This is a genomic window from Peribacillus simplex, assembly GCF_001578185.1.
Taxonomy (GTDB): domain Bacteria; phylum Bacillota; class Bacilli; order Bacillales; family DSM-1321; genus Peribacillus; species Peribacillus simplex_A.
In genome coordinates this window covers 3350251-3364269 of sequence record NZ_CP011008.1, presented here as the reverse complement: position 1 = coordinate 3364269, position 14019 = coordinate 3350251, and the positions used below count along the sequence as shown (strand labels likewise).

General features: G+C 39.7%; 15 protein-coding genes. 14 read left to right on the top strand and 1 reads right to left on the bottom strand.

The genetic code is table 11. The features are described from left to right. The first annotated feature begins 36 nt into the window (after positions 1-36). The 13 genes from UP17_RS15565 to fni all read left to right on the top strand — a co-directional run bounded on the left by UP17_RS15565 (position 37) and on the right by fni (position 12981). Positions 37-930 carry a MerR family transcriptional regulator gene (locus UP17_RS15565; protein ID WP_061463903.1) on the top strand — a complete coding sequence of 298 codons (894 nt, stop codon included), beginning with the start codon at positions 37-39 and terminating at the stop codon, positions 928-930. 88 nt (positions 931-1018) lie between these two features. Beyond that, positions 1019-1594, top strand: coding sequence for a genetic competence negative regulator (locus tag UP17_RS15560; protein ID WP_061463902.1), 576 nt, complete (start codon positions 1019-1021; stop codon positions 1592-1594). A gap of 271 nt (positions 1595-1865) precedes the next feature. Then, positions 1866-3143 (top strand): Glu/Leu/Phe/Val family dehydrogenase, encoded by a 1278-nt coding sequence (locus UP17_RS15555; RefSeq protein ID WP_061463901.1) that lies wholly within the window; start codon positions 1866-1868, stop codon positions 3141-3143. 150 nt (positions 3144-3293) lie between these two features. After that, complete coding sequence (locus tag UP17_RS15550; protein WP_061463900.1) at positions 3294-4262, top strand: YpdA family putative bacillithiol disulfide reductase; 969 nt, start codon at positions 3294-3296, stop codon at positions 4260-4262. 26 nt (positions 4263-4288) lie between these two features. Further along, the gene (locus UP17_RS15545; RefSeq protein WP_061463899.1) at positions 4289-5251 is read left to right on the top strand and encodes an asparaginase; all 963 of its coding nucleotides are present in this window, start codon (positions 4289-4291) and stop codon (positions 5249-5251) included. Positions 5252-5340: 89 nt separating this feature from the next. Continuing rightward, the gene (gene prsW, locus UP17_RS15540) at positions 5341-6027 is read left to right on the top strand and encodes a glutamic-type intramembrane protease PrsW (RefSeq protein ID WP_061463898.1); all 687 of its coding nucleotides are present in this window, start codon (positions 5341-5343) and stop codon (positions 6025-6027) included. Between the two features lie 125 nt (positions 6028-6152). After that, positions 6153-7001, top strand: coding sequence for a spore cortex-lytic enzyme (sleB, locus tag UP17_RS15535; protein ID WP_061463897.1), 849 nt, complete (start codon positions 6153-6155; stop codon positions 6999-7001). A gap of 14 nt (positions 7002-7015) precedes the next feature. Next, positions 7016-8371 carry a germination protein YpeB gene (gene ypeB, locus UP17_RS15530; protein WP_061463896.1) on the top strand — a complete coding sequence of 452 codons (1356 nt, stop codon included), beginning with the start codon at positions 7016-7018 and terminating at the stop codon, positions 8369-8371. Between the two features lie 554 nt (positions 8372-8925). Further along, positions 8926-9111, top strand: a complete 186-nt coding sequence (locus tag UP17_RS15525) for a YpfB family protein (RefSeq protein WP_061463895.1) — start codon at positions 8926-8928, stop codon at positions 9109-9111. A 190-nt stretch (positions 9112-9301) separates the two neighbouring features. Beyond that, positions 9302-9976: a (d)CMP kinase gene (gene cmk, locus UP17_RS15520; RefSeq protein WP_061463894.1), complete on the top strand. Its 675-nt coding sequence runs from the start codon at positions 9302-9304 to the stop codon at positions 9974-9976. A gap of 2 nt (positions 9977-9978) precedes the next feature. Further along, positions 9979-10560: a lysophospholipid acyltransferase family protein gene (locus UP17_RS15515; RefSeq protein ID WP_061466133.1), complete on the top strand. Its 582-nt coding sequence runs from the start codon at positions 9979-9981 to the stop codon at positions 10558-10560. 215 nt (positions 10561-10775) lie between these two features. Continuing rightward, positions 10776-11915, top strand: coding sequence for a 30S ribosomal protein S1 (gene rpsA, locus UP17_RS15510; RefSeq protein WP_061463893.1), 1140 nt, complete (start codon positions 10776-10778; stop codon positions 11913-11915). A gap of 19 nt (positions 11916-11934) precedes the next feature. After that, positions 11935-12981: a type 2 isopentenyl-diphosphate Delta-isomerase gene (gene fni / locus UP17_RS15505; protein ID WP_061463892.1), complete on the top strand. Its 1047-nt coding sequence runs from the start codon at positions 11935-11937 to the stop codon at positions 12979-12981. Between the two features lie 62 nt (positions 12982-13043). On the opposite strand, the gene UP17_RS26760 is transcribed toward fni, so the two are convergent. Continuing rightward, positions 13044-13175 (bottom strand): YpzI family protein, encoded by a 132-nt coding sequence (locus UP17_RS26760; RefSeq protein ID WP_081108853.1) that lies wholly within the window; start codon positions 13173-13175, stop codon positions 13044-13046. A 133-nt stretch (positions 13176-13308) separates the two neighbouring features. Between UP17_RS26760 and UP17_RS15500 the strand changes: the two genes are divergently transcribed. Further along, complete coding sequence (locus UP17_RS15500) at positions 13309-13929, top strand: YphA family membrane protein (RefSeq protein ID WP_155727336.1); 621 nt, start codon at positions 13309-13311, stop codon at positions 13927-13929. Positions 13930-14019 lie beyond the last annotated feature (90 nt).

Below are 14019 nucleotides of genomic sequence, written 5' to 3'. Positions count from 1 at the left end.
AAATGGACGTACAGTTATTGGAGGCCTTGTAAAACCATGCAAGAAGGTAAATATAATATAAAGGCAGTTTCAAAACTGCTAGACATTCAGCCGGGAACCTTGAGGGCATGGGAAAGGCGCTATAAATTTATCGAACCTGTCAGGAATGAATCAGGGCACCGGCTGTATACAGAAAAACATTTGCAAATCCTAAAATGGCTCATCAATAAAACAGAGCAAGGTTTCACAATCAGCCAGGCCGTTTCACTTCTTGAAAGTACTGGCACTCTAGCGACTGAAGTTCCTGAAATGACCCGTAAGGACGAACAAACGATTAAGCTATCGGATCAATTAATCGAGGCCCTATTGAATTTCAATGAAAATAAAGCACACATGCTGATAAGCCAAGCATTCAGTATGTATACACTCGAACATACCATAGTTGATATACTCGGTTCCATATTGGTTCAGGTAGGGGATAAGTGGGAAAGGGGAGAAATTACTTCCGCCCATGAACACTTTGCTTCGAACATTCTAAAATCCAGGATCAGTTCAGTCATGCATACGATTCCGACTAACGGTTTTCTTCCGAAAGCCCTTACCGTTTGTGCCCCTGGTGAAAAACATGAATTCGGACTGTTGGTCTTTACCGTTTTTTTAAAACGGAAAGGATATGAAACCATTTATTTGGGAGAATCCATCGTCGATAAGGATCTTTTTACTGTTTTAAACATCATAAGGCCCTCATACTTATTCATGTCATGTTCACTGAAAGAGAATCTCGATGGAACATTCAGGCTTGTTGAAGCCTTAATAAAGGATTTTCCGGATTTGAAGGTGGGTCTTGGGGGTGCGGCGGTGAGCCTTGTATCCGAAGAAATCCGTACTTCCTTCAGTGGAGTTTTAATGGGGGATACACAATCGGAATGGGAGGAATGGCTGAAGGGTTAGCGGCAGGCTTTGGAGAAATAATGGATATGCACTCTAAGACCAAGGCTTCATATGATGTATGAAGATGGTAACCAGGGGGCATTTTTTTATGAAGCTGGAGCGATTAACTAATAATAAAATCAAGATTTTTTTGACCCTTGATGATTTGATTGATAGAGGTATAACAAAAGAAGATATTTTAGGGAATTCCTTAAAGGTCCACAAGTTATTTCAGGATATGGTCGAAGAAGCGTGCGAAGAACTCAGCTTTAAAATGAGTGGTTCCATTGCAATCGAAATTTTTTCCCTGCCTGCTCAAGGGTTAATAATCATTGTAACGAAGGAAGAAGAGGAGTTATTGACAGACGAAGAGGAATTTTTGGATTTACAGGTGAAAATTGATGACCATCCCCATATTCTGTATGTTTTCGATGATTTTGAAGATATCGTCCAATTATCTCAAAGATTGTCTTTTCAAGGTTTGATAAAGAGTAATCTTTATCATTATGAGGGAAGATACTATTTACTTATCGAAAATATTAAAGACGCGACATATGACACGATCATCTCTTTAGCGGCTGAGTATGGCCATGCATCAACACTGACACTCTGCCGCATCAATGAATATGGAACATGTATAATCGAAAATGAAGCGATACATGTTTTGATCTCACACTTTAGTTAGATGTAAACCGAAAGAGACAAGGCAGCCACATAATGGAAAAACAATGCGGGTTGCCTTACTTGTCTCACCTTTCCTGCCGAAGAAAATATATGGTAACAGGGTAAGAAAACAGTTGATATGATAACGTTTTCATTTTTAGAATATTTCCAACTTTTAAATTCCCATTTTAACTCTTGCATAAATATAACGAAGGTGTATACTAGCACATGAAGAGGACTATTTGAAGATTATAATTTGATATATGGATGAGATTTTCTAGGAGGTACTTTTAATGGAATCGGCAAAAGGCAATAGCCATGTAAATGAAGAGGAAAAACACGACGTACTGAGGTCTACCCAAACAGTAATACATAAAGCTTTAGATAAGCTGGGTTACCCGGAAGAAGTTTATGAGCTTTTGAAGGAACCATTGCGTTTATTAACGGTGAAGATGCCAATCCGCATGGATGATGGATCAGTTAAAATTTTCACTGGTTACCGTGCACAGCATAACGATGCTGTTGGGCCTACAAAAGGTGGTATCCGTTTTCACCCAAATGTAACGGAACGTGAAGTGAAAGCATTATCCATTTGGATGAGTTTAAAATGCGGAATCGTTGATTTACCATATGGCGGGGGTAAAGGCGGTATCGTTTGTGATCCTCGTAATATGTCCTTCCGTGAGCTGGAAAGGCTAAGCCGTGGCTATGTTCGCGCAATTAGCCAAATCGTTGGGCCGACTAAAGATATCCCGGCACCTGATGTATTTACAAATTCTCAGATCATGGCTTGGATGATGGATGAATACAGCCGTATGGATGAATTCAACTCACCAGGATTCATTACGGGTAAACCGCTTGTACTTGGTGGTTCTCATGGCCGTGAATCAGCCACTGCCAAGGGTGTAACGATTTGTATCAATGAAGCTGCCAAGAAACGCGGCATTGATATTAAAGGTGCACGTGTCGTCATTCAAGGTTTTGGTAACGCAGGTAGTTTCTTAGCTAAATTCATGCATGATGCAGGTGCTAAAGTTATTGGGATTTCAGATGCATATGGTGCTCTTCATGATCCTGAAGGCTTGGATATCGATTATCTTCTCGATCGGAGAGATAGTTTCGGAACAGTTACGAAATTGTTTAAAAGCACAATTTCAAATAAGGAACTGCTTGAATTAGATTGTGATATTTTAGTTCCGGCTGCAATTGAAAACCAAATCACTGAAGAAAATGCTGCTAATATCAAAGCATCGATCGTTGTCGAGGCAGCAAACGGACCTACAACAATTGAAGCGACACAAATCCTAACGGATCGTGGAATCCTTCTTGTTCCTGATGTTCTTGCTTCTGCTGGTGGAGTAACGGTTTCCTACTTCGAATGGGTACAAAATAATCAAGGATATTACTGGTCTGAAGAAGAAGTGGACGAAAAGCTGGAAAAAATCCTTGTCAAATCTTTTAATAATATATATGAACTTGCACAATCCAGACGTGTTGATATGCGTCTTGCGGCTTATATGATTGGTGTAAGAAAAATGGCTGAAGCTTCACGCTTCCGTGGTTGGATCTAAAAGATTCAGATCATGTATTGATTATAATTAAAATCATGTTCATTGCTTTATCATTGAAATGATTTGTAAAAACTCCTATCATGTATTGATAGGAGTTTTTATTTTTAGACGAACGAATTATATAGTGAATGGAAAGGCAGTGGAGTATAGATGAATGTTGAAGAAGTCATTATCATAGGCGGGGGGCCTTGTGGATTGGCTGCTGCTATCGCTCTTAAAGAAGTGGGAATACAGTCCCTGATCATTGAAAAAGGTAATGTGGTGGATTCCATTTACCGGTATCCAACTCACCAAACATTTTTCAGTTCAAGTGAAAAACTGGAGATTGGTGATACCGCTTTTATTATCGAAAATCGTAAACCGGTCCGTAATCAGGCGCTAGCCTATTATAGGGAAGTGGTCAGAAGGAAAGAATTGCGGATCAATAAATTTGAAAAAGTAGAAAAAGTGGAAAAACGTGAAGATGGGAAATTTTTGGTCAAGACATCAAAAGGTGACTATACTGCTCTACATGTGATCGTATCGACCGGATATTATGATCATCCTAACTATATGTGCATTCCAGGCGAACAGCTTCCTAAAGTGTTTCATTACTTCAAGGAGGGCCACCCCTACTTTAATTGTGATGTTGCAGTCATCGGTGGTAAAAACTCAAGTGTGGATGCGGCACTGGAATTGGTCAAATCAGGCGCAAGAGTTACAGTCCTTTATAGAGGATCGGATTACTCTTCAAAAGTCAAACCATGGATTCTCCCGGAATTTGAATCATTAGTCCGCAATGGAACGATCAAGATGGAGTTTAATGCGAATGTTGATAAGATAACTGAAGATAGCGTCATATATCATGTAGGTGAAGAGGAAAAAGTTGTTAAAAATGATTTTGTGTTTGCCATGACTGGCTACCATCCTGATCATACCTTTTTAGCTTCAATGGGCATAAATATTGATAAGGAGACTGGAAGGCCCGAATATAACGAGGAAACGATGGAAACGAACGTTAAAGGCCTTTATATTGCAGGAGTTCTGGCAGCAGGAAATAATGCAAACGAAATCTTCATTGAAAATGGCAGGTTCCATGGTGGTTTGATTGCCTATCATTTGGCTGTTAAAGAAAAGTGAATGGAACGAAAAGGAGATGGGTAAATATGGATAAAATAACATTGATAACGACAGGCGGGACTATTGCCAGTAAAGAAACCATTAATGGTATGTTGGCCTCAGGTGCATTGACTGGCCAGGAGTTGGCATCACTTTGCGAATTACCCAACGATATCGAGGTTAAAGTGGTGGATGTTTTCCAGATTTCAAGCATGTCCATGTCCTTTGAGAAAATGCAACAGCTTAAATTAGCCATTCATAAGGAATTGGAAGATCCGGAAGTTACGGGAATCGTTGTGACCCACGGTACGGACACACTAGAGGAAACGGCTTACTTCCTTGATGTAACGAATAAGGATCAACGTCCAATTGTATTAACCGGCTCCCAGCGGTCTCCCCATGACGTGGGAACCGATGTATATTCCAATCTAAGGAATTCAATATTATGCGCTGCGAGTGATTTGCTTAGGGATGTTGGCGTAGTTGTCGTTTTTAATGAGCGGATCTATTCAGCAAAGTATGTTAAAAAAGTCCATGCTTCCAATTTGCAGGGATTCGAATCCTTTGGATATGGATATTTGGGGATAATTGATAATGATGTCGTAAGCATTTATCAAAAACCTTTACATAGGGAGTATTATGAGATTCAGAATTGCATTCCCAGAGTGGATATCATCAAGTGCCACACAGGTGCTGATGGCATCTTTATTGATGCAGCGGTTGCAAATGGTGCAAAAGGCATCGTGCTCGAGGGTGTAGGAAGGGGACAAGGCACCCCTGAAATGGTAACTTCCATACAAAATGTAATCGATAATGGCATTACGGTCGTCATGACAACAAGTGCCGAAGAAGGTAAAGTTTACCCGGCATATGATTATGTAGGCAGCGCATTTGATTTAAAACAGCGCGGCGTGATATTAGGTGCTGATTATGACAGCAAAAAGGCTAGAATTAAGTTAGCTGTCGTGCTGGCAAGCGAAAACTCTGTAGATGAAACCTTCTTTAAGTAAATAAATGCTGGAAGACTTGATTCTTGGATTCAGTTTTTCTTCATTCCGTGGTACGATTAAGGAAAAGAAGAGGAAAAGAGGGTCAGCTAATGCTGGTCATGTTGTCAGCGGCTATTGCGCCAGGGTTGGCGCTACTTAGCTATTTCTATTTGAAAGATCAATATGAAACCGAGCCTATATCGGTTGTGGTCAAAACATTTTTATTCGGTGTCTTTCTGGTTTTGCCGATAATGTTCATACAGTATGTGCTCGAAACGGAACATATCTTGAATACCGACTTAGCTAATGCATTTTTATGGGCTGCACTGCTTGAGGAATTCTTCAAGTGGTTCATTCTCATTTATGTTATTTATCAGCACGTAGCATTCGATGAGCCATATGATGGGATCGTGTACGGCGCTGCAGTCTCCCTTGGATTCGCTACGATGGAGAATATTTTATACCTGCTGGCCAACGGGGTGGAACATGCTTTTCTCAGGGCGGTTCTCCCTGTATCCAGTCATGCTTTGTTCGGTGTGCTCATGGGGTATTATTTGGGCAAGGCGAAATTTTCAGCTTCGAATAATCGGTTCTATTTATTATTGGCATTGGTCATCCCAATCGCTTTACATGGGGTTTATGACTATATTTTAGTTTCCCAAAAATTTTGGGTATACTTCATTATGCCATTTATGATTTGCCTATGGTGGTTAGGTATGAAAAAAGTAAAAAAGGCACGTTTGTTGTCTGACTTTCACGCAGAAAAACTTTCTCAAAAACATTTTATTAGCAAATGATAAATACTTCCAAAACGGAGTGCTGGCATATTTTGCCCGCTCCGTTTTTTTATGGTATGGAATAAAAAAGACAGTTAAGAAGAAAATAGTATTACATTAATTCAAGAAAAAGAGGAGTGTTTTTGATGAAAGGAATTTCGTCAAAATGGAAATGGCTATTGCTGTTTTCGTGTATAACTATTTGTTTCGGAATTTACCCGGAAACAAGAACAAATGCCTTTTCGAGCCAAGTCATTCAAAAAGGTGCGGTTGGTGATGATGTAATTGAAATGCAGGCACGATTACAAAACATCGGTTACTATAATGGAAAGATTGATGGAGCCTATGGATGGGGAACTTATTGGGCACTTCGAAACTTTCAACAAGATTTCGGGCTTCCTATCGATGGTTTAGCAGGAACTACAACAAAACAGAAGTTGACCAATGCCTCTAACTTCAATAAAAAATTTGTTCACGAACAGATCAATAAAGGGAACGAGTTCACCTATTATGGGGGGGTCCCCATTGAAAAACAGGTGAAAGTGAAAAGAAATGCAAATGGATCCAAGTCAGGTGGAGGCAATGCTTCCGGAAATGCCCCTTCCAAAACGGCGACATCAGCCAATCTTCCGGGAGGATATTCTCAAAACGATATACAGCTAATGGCCAATGCCGTTTATGGAGAGGCACGAGGGGAGCCATATACAGGTCAGGTTGCTGTTGCAGCAGTAATACTGAATAGGGTGGAAAGTGCAGCTTTCCCGAATACGATTTCAGGAGTAATTTTTGAACCTGGGGCCTTTACGGCTGTTGCGGATGGACAGATTTGGCTGACTCCAAACGAAAGGGCAAAAGAAGCCGTGGTGGATGCCATCAATGGTTGGGATCCAAGCAGTAATGCAGAATATTACTTTAATCCCGATACGGCAACAAGTAAATGGATCTGGTCAAGACAACAAATTAAAAGAATCGGAAAACATATCTTTTGTAAGTAAAGAGGTGAAGGAAAATGATCAGGAATATAGTGATTGCCCTGCTTGTTGTAGTTGTTGCAGGAACTGCATTCTGGGGCTATCAAGAACATAAGGAAAAAAATGCTATATTAATTAACGCGGAGAATACGTATCAGCGAGCCTTTCATGATTTAAGCTACCAAGTAGATTTATTGCACGATAAGGTCGGCGGTACTTTGGCGATGAATTCAAGATATTCATTAAGTCCAGCTTTAACAGATGTTTGGCGTATCACTTCCGAAGCCCAAAGTGATGTAGGGCAATTGCCATTGACCTTGCTTCCTTTTAATAAGACAGAAGAATTTTTATCGAAAATTGCGGACTTCAGTTATAAAACAGCTGTACGTGACCTTGAAAAAGAACCATTGAATGATCAGGAATATTCGACTTTGCAATCCTTGTACACGCAGGCAGGGGACATCCAGGACGAGTTAAGAAAAGTTCAGTATCTAGTCCTTAAAAACAATTTAAGATGGATGGATGTCGAAATGGCTCTTGCATCTGGAAAAGAAAATTCAGATAACACGATCATCGACGGATTAAAAACTGTAGAGAAAAAAGTTTCTGGATATGGGGAAACAAATGAGATGAATCCGACGTTTACTACTGCACCACAGAGGGATGAAAACTTCAAAAATTTGCAAGGTGCAACCATTACAAAACAAGAAGCGATTGCGACAGCAAAAAGCTATGCTCATTCAAAAAGCAAAAATTTGAAGGTGAATGTTGAAGAAAACGGCAAAGGTTCCGATTATGGATTTTATAGTGTGAGCATCCTCGATAAGGACTCCGGTACCGAATTAAATATGGATTTAACAAAAAAAGGCGGTTACCCTATTTGGTATATCAATAATAGGGACGTGAACAAAACAAATATTGATTTGAATCAAGCCAATACAAAAGCCATAGATTTTTTAAAGGAACATGATTTCAGTTCACTTGAATTATTTGAAAGTGCTCAGTACGATAATATCGCTTTACTTAATTTCGTATCATCTGAAAATGGAGTCAAGATTTATCCTGATTCAGTCAAGGTCAAAATCGCATTGGATGACGGATCCGTTATAGGATTTTCAGCTGACGAGTATTTAAAATCACATAAAACCAGGGAAATAGGAAATCCGAAAATATCCGAAAAAGAAGCTAAGGACAAAATCAACTTGAATGTGAAAGTAATGGAAGAAGGAAAGGCGATAATCATCAATGATATTGGTGAAGAAGTACTTTGTTATGAATTTCTCGGCACGATTAAAGAGGATACCTACCGTATTTTCATTAATGCAGATACTGGCCTAGAAGAAAAGGTGGAAAAATTAAAGAACTCCGAACCCGTATACGAGAATTTAATTTAAACTGTCAGGATGTTTCATTCATTTAGGGAAATGTGCCCAGTCACTTTCCCTTTTTTATTTCATGACATAATAAATTATATGTTTTTTGAATTATATGGGAAAATTCATTGGTAATGTTATGTTGTTTCCTGATATGTTCAAATACGTGCGAATGGTTGTAACCCTTGATACGGCATATATCCAGAACATTCCGGGTGTACTCCCTTTCGCAATGGAGGATATCAGTAGCAGAGTTTCTAAAGGCTTTAAAAAGGGGCTCATATACAATCGGTTTCGCAATGATACCTGTAGATGGCGCTTACACTAAAATCGGGGAGATCCATTATTTACGTTTAAAAGTAAAGTCATTCGTGTAACGGAGAAAGAGCCTGGAGATAAGCTACTGTACGTCAATTTCTTGGACTGACTAAAAATGAAGTACAGACACTAATGAGATTCATTTTTGAAAAGCAGGTCGATTTAAAGAAAAAAAGGCTTGTAAGTTTGACATGATTGAATGAAAAACAGCTATTCCATCCATACTGCTAATATAAACAGTATGGAAGGTGCGGCTTATGAAAACATTTGAAAGACTATTAATTAAAGTGATAATCATCCAATTGGCCTGCTTATTTTTTTTCCAGTTCCTTTTGAGCAGGGAGGATCAAATCTTTGATTTGACCAAGCTTTCGAGGTATGAAGGTGTCACTAGCAATAATTATACGAAAATCATTGAAACATTCAATGGGACCTCAAAGTAAAAGCGGTGATCCGCTTTTTTTTGTATGAAGATTTTGGATAAAGGGAAATGATTGATGGATGTATGATCGAGAGATGAACTAGGTGATTTTGAACGTACACTTCCCTTTTATTAATGATTTTCCCGCTAGATGTGATAAAATATAAGGGTACTAAATAATCAGCATGATTGTAGGACTCTTGGGAGGATTTATGGAAAAAAAATTATCAGTTGCAATCGATGGACCAGCTGCTGCTGGAAAAAGCACGGTTGCTAAAATTGTTGCAGAAAAGTTCAATTACATATATGTGGATACAGGTGCAATGTACAGGGCCCTTACCTATAAGGCCATTAACCAACAGATTCGACTGAATGATGAACAAGCACTATCCGAAGTTCTCATCAATACAGATATCGAATTAAGACCAAGTGAAAATGGGCAGTTGGTGTTCGTGGATAATGTGGACGTGACAGCCCAAATCAGAAACAATGAAGTGACTGGTTCTGTTTCGGAGGTGGCAAAGCACCGGAGCATCCGGGAAGAAATGGTTTGCAGGCAGCAAATCTTTGGTGAAAATGGCGGAGTGGTCATGGATGGCAGGGATATCGGAACGCACGTTCTTCCAAACGCCGAAGTAAAAGTATTTCTAGTCGCCTCTGTAGATGAAAGGGCACAGCGGAGACATCAGGAAAATATTTTGAAAGGTTTCCCATCCGATATCGAAAAGTTAAGGGAAGAAATTGCAACAAGGGACAAGCTGGACTCGGAACGCGAGGTATCGCCCCTGAAAAAGGCAGTGGATGCCATCGAAATTGATACGACTTCATTATCGATTCAAGAAGTGGCAGAAAGTATCATGTCTTTAATAGAAGAGAGGAAAAGATGAAATTGGATTTTTACACATTTGGCAAAAACGTCGTAAAAGGCGTTTTAATGCCAGCGTATAGGGTTAAGACGCTTGGAAAGGAACATATCCCTAAAGAGGGCGGAGTATTGATTTGTGCCAATCACATTGATAATTTTGATCCGCCTGTAGTTGGCATGACATCTCCAAGGGACATCCATTTCATGGCGAAAGAAGAGTTGTTTCAAGCACCTATTTTAAAGGGTATATTACCAAGAGTGAATGCTTTTCCCGTGAAGCGGGGCAATAGCGATCGGGAATCCCTTAGAAAAGGTTTAAAGCTATTGAAAGAGGGCAAGGCTATTGGGCTGTTTCCCGAGGGAACCAGGAGTAAGACAGGTGAATTGGGAGAAGGTTTGGCTGGCGCCGGATTTTTCGCACTGCGATCTGATGCCGTGATCATACCATGTGCGATTATCGGCCCATATAAACTTTTGCGTCCTTTGAAGGTGGTTTACGGACCTCCTATAAATTTTACCGAATATCGGGAACGGAAAATATCAGCTGATGAAGCTACTAAAATCATCATGGAACAAATTGGAAAATTGATTTCCGAGCATAAATAGTTCTTGATACTTGACAATTTTCTGATTTTGTTAGAATTTATAAAATAAGGGTATTGTTCCTTATTGGTGATGAAAAGGAATATAACCTTATTACTCTAAAAAAAACTGTTTTTATCTTTATTAGGAAAGTGTTTTTATTGAACCACTTTAAATAAAATATGTGGCCGATGAAGAGGAAGTTTGCTGATCAGTCATGGGTTAAGGAGGAGTTAGTAATGACAGAAGATATGAACCAGGTAGAAGTGAACAATTACAAAGTTGGGGATCAAGTTAAAGGTACCGTTTCAAAGGTAGAAGAAAAACAGGTCATTGTCGATTGTGAAAACAGCAAGACAGATGGAATCATTCCTATCAGTGAGTTATCGAGCCTTCATGTCGAAAAGGCGTCAGATGCCGTTTCGGTAGGGGATGTATTGGAGCTGGAAATCATTAAAGTAGAAGAAGAAGCTCTCATTCTATCTAAACGTAAGATTGACGCTCTGAAAGCATGGGATGACCTGGAATTGAAATTTGAAAACGGAGACGTATTTGAGGCTGAAGTTAAAGATGTCGTCAAAGGCGGGCTTGTTGTAGATCTAGGCGTACGTGGTTTTGTTCCAGCTTCTCTAGTAGAAGACTATTTCGTTGAAGACTTTTCTGATTACAAAAACAAAACCTTAACATTCAAGATCGTTGAGCTTGAGAAAGACAAGAATCGCTTAATCCTCTCACATCGGGCAGTCGTCCAAGACCAAAAGGAAAAACAAAAAGCAAACGTTTTGGATAAGATTGAAAGCGGGCAGGTGCTTGAAGGTGTGGTCCAAAGGATTACCGATTTTGGTGCATTCGTGGATATTGGCGGCGTAGATGGTCTTGTCCACATTTCCCAGCTATCCCATCAGCATGTCGAAAAGGCATCCGATGTGGTTTCCGAAGGGGATAATGTGCAGGTGAAAGTTCTATCCATTGATCGTGATAATGAAAGGATTTCACTTTCCATAAAGGATACTCTTCCGGGACCATGGTCAGGAATTGCAGAAAAAGCTGCAAAGGGCTCTACACAAGATGGTATCGTTAAACGCCTTGTTTCTTTTGGTGCATTCGTTGAGATTTTCCCAGGGGTAGAAGGTCTTGTCCATATTTCACAGATCTCGCACAAGCATATTGCAACACCACAAGAAATACTTAAAGAAGGCCAGTCTGTCGAAGTGAAGGTCCTGGATGTCAATGAAACGGATCAACGTCTATCATTGAGCATTAAAGAACTTGAAGAACCTCAATCCAAATACAACACATCGGATTATGAGCTTCCTGAAGAATCGAAGGGCTTTCAGCTAGGTGAAATGATTGGTGATCAATTGAAAAAACTAAAATAAGATAATAATGGTGAGGGCCTTGGAGAGAGAACAACGAAAATTAGATCATATAGAATTTGCGTTAAAAACAGGTCAGCAGCATAAAACAGGGCTAGAGGATATTTCGTTTATTCACCAAAGCTTACCAGGGATTTCCTTGGATAATGTGAACCTATCAGCGGAAGTTGGCGGACTTGAATTAAGTTCGCCAATTTTTATAAATGCCATGACCGGTGGCGGAGGCCCTGAAACTGAAAAATTGAATGGTGACCTGGCCATTGCTGCCCGGGAAACAGGAATCGCTATGGCGGTTGGATCACAAATGGCAGCCATCAAGGATTCTAGTCAGCAAGACTCCTTTAAAGTGGTAAGACAGGAAAATCCTGATGGAGTGCTGATTGGTAATCTTGGCGGTGAAGCAACAGTCGAACAGGCAAAGCGAGCCAGCGAAATGATCGGGGCAAATGCCCTGCAGATTCATCTTAACGTCATTCATGAATTGACGATGCCTGAAGGGGATAGGAATTTTGCGGGTACCCTTTCGAGAATAGAGAAAATCAACAGAAGTATCGGAATTCCTGTCATCGTAAAAGAGGTTGGATTTGGGATGAGTAAGGAAACGGTGCAGCAATTACATTCCGTTGGTGTATCGATCATTGATGTAGGCGGGTTTGGCGGAACGAATTTTGCTAAAATAGAAAATGAAAGACGAGCGAAAATACTCGGATATTTTAATGAATGGGGCATACCGACAGCTGCTTCGATAGTCGAAGCCGTTAATGTTTCACCTCAGCTTTCAGTTATTGGATCGGGGGGCATTCAAAGCCCTTTGGAAATTACAAAAAGCCTGGCCTTAGGAGCGAAAGGTGTCGGGTTAGCCGGACATTTCCTCAAGCTGCATAAAGAGTTTGGCCTGGTACAATTGATTAAAGAAATAAACTACATACATGAAGATTTAAAGATCATCATGACTGCACTAGGGTGCGGTAATATCTCAGAATTAAGGAATGCGAAAATAGTCATCAAAGGCAACACCTATCATTGGTTATCTCAAAGAGGCATAAATTGTTCGGCATATGCTAAATGAATTCCACAAAAAGAAGCATCTCAATTGAAACGATTGAGATGCTTCTTTTTGTTCGGGATAACTTAGCTATTCCTTTTTCGTGCCTCTTCGGGACTTTCCATTCTTGTTGCCCCTTTATGACCCAAGGATTGGTCCCTATCGGACTCCACCCGTTTACTTTCTTTCAATTTCTTTTCTTGTCGATCTTTACCCATGTTTACACCTCCTTTTTAAAATGTTAGGGGGACGGTTTTATGGATGAATATTGCAGTTCCTCATTTAAATCCCCGCCTTTACGTTTATTCTTTGAATAAACAAGCCATAATGTTCCTAAAAGGGGGATGCTGCATGGATGGAATTTTGTTTTATTGGATGTCATGGATAGTTTGGGTCATTGTCATGTATTTTATTCCAAAAACGGTTCCATTTCGTTTTGATTTTCTTTTTCATCTATTAGCCGTAATGGTATTAACGGGGTATAAACTGGAGGTTTCCTTATTTACCATGCATTTGAGCGGCCCATATCTTTTCTTTATACTATGCGTGTATATTAGGAAACAATCAATCATCAAGGTGATGGAACTGATCTGCGGAAGTCTTATTATCACTCTCGCCTATGCCAGTTTTCAACTTTTTTCTTTACTTGATCCGATATGGCTCATCATGAAACCCTCTTATCTTTTGTGTATTTTCCTGAATTATCTTATCCTATTACTTTTTAAAAATTGGAAACATCGATTGTTCGTCCTTTTAATCGGTTTGATAATGGGTGATATCATATATTCTGGATTGCTTGTTTATCACTCTTTGTCTTATGTGGCCCTTGCATACGCATGGCATGATAATGCAGTGCTGATATTGGGCACGAACATACTGTGGAGAATGTTGGAGCTTGTTGGCCAATACATTTATTCATCATCCCAATCGAGATTGTTATCAAAACAAAGAAAAGAGAATTTTAATCAATGAGGAGTATTGGGAAAGATTAAGGAAAAAAGGTATGGGGTGTTATCCGTTTTTATCCAAAAGGCTGCAGTTTAAATGGAATCAATTGGAAGT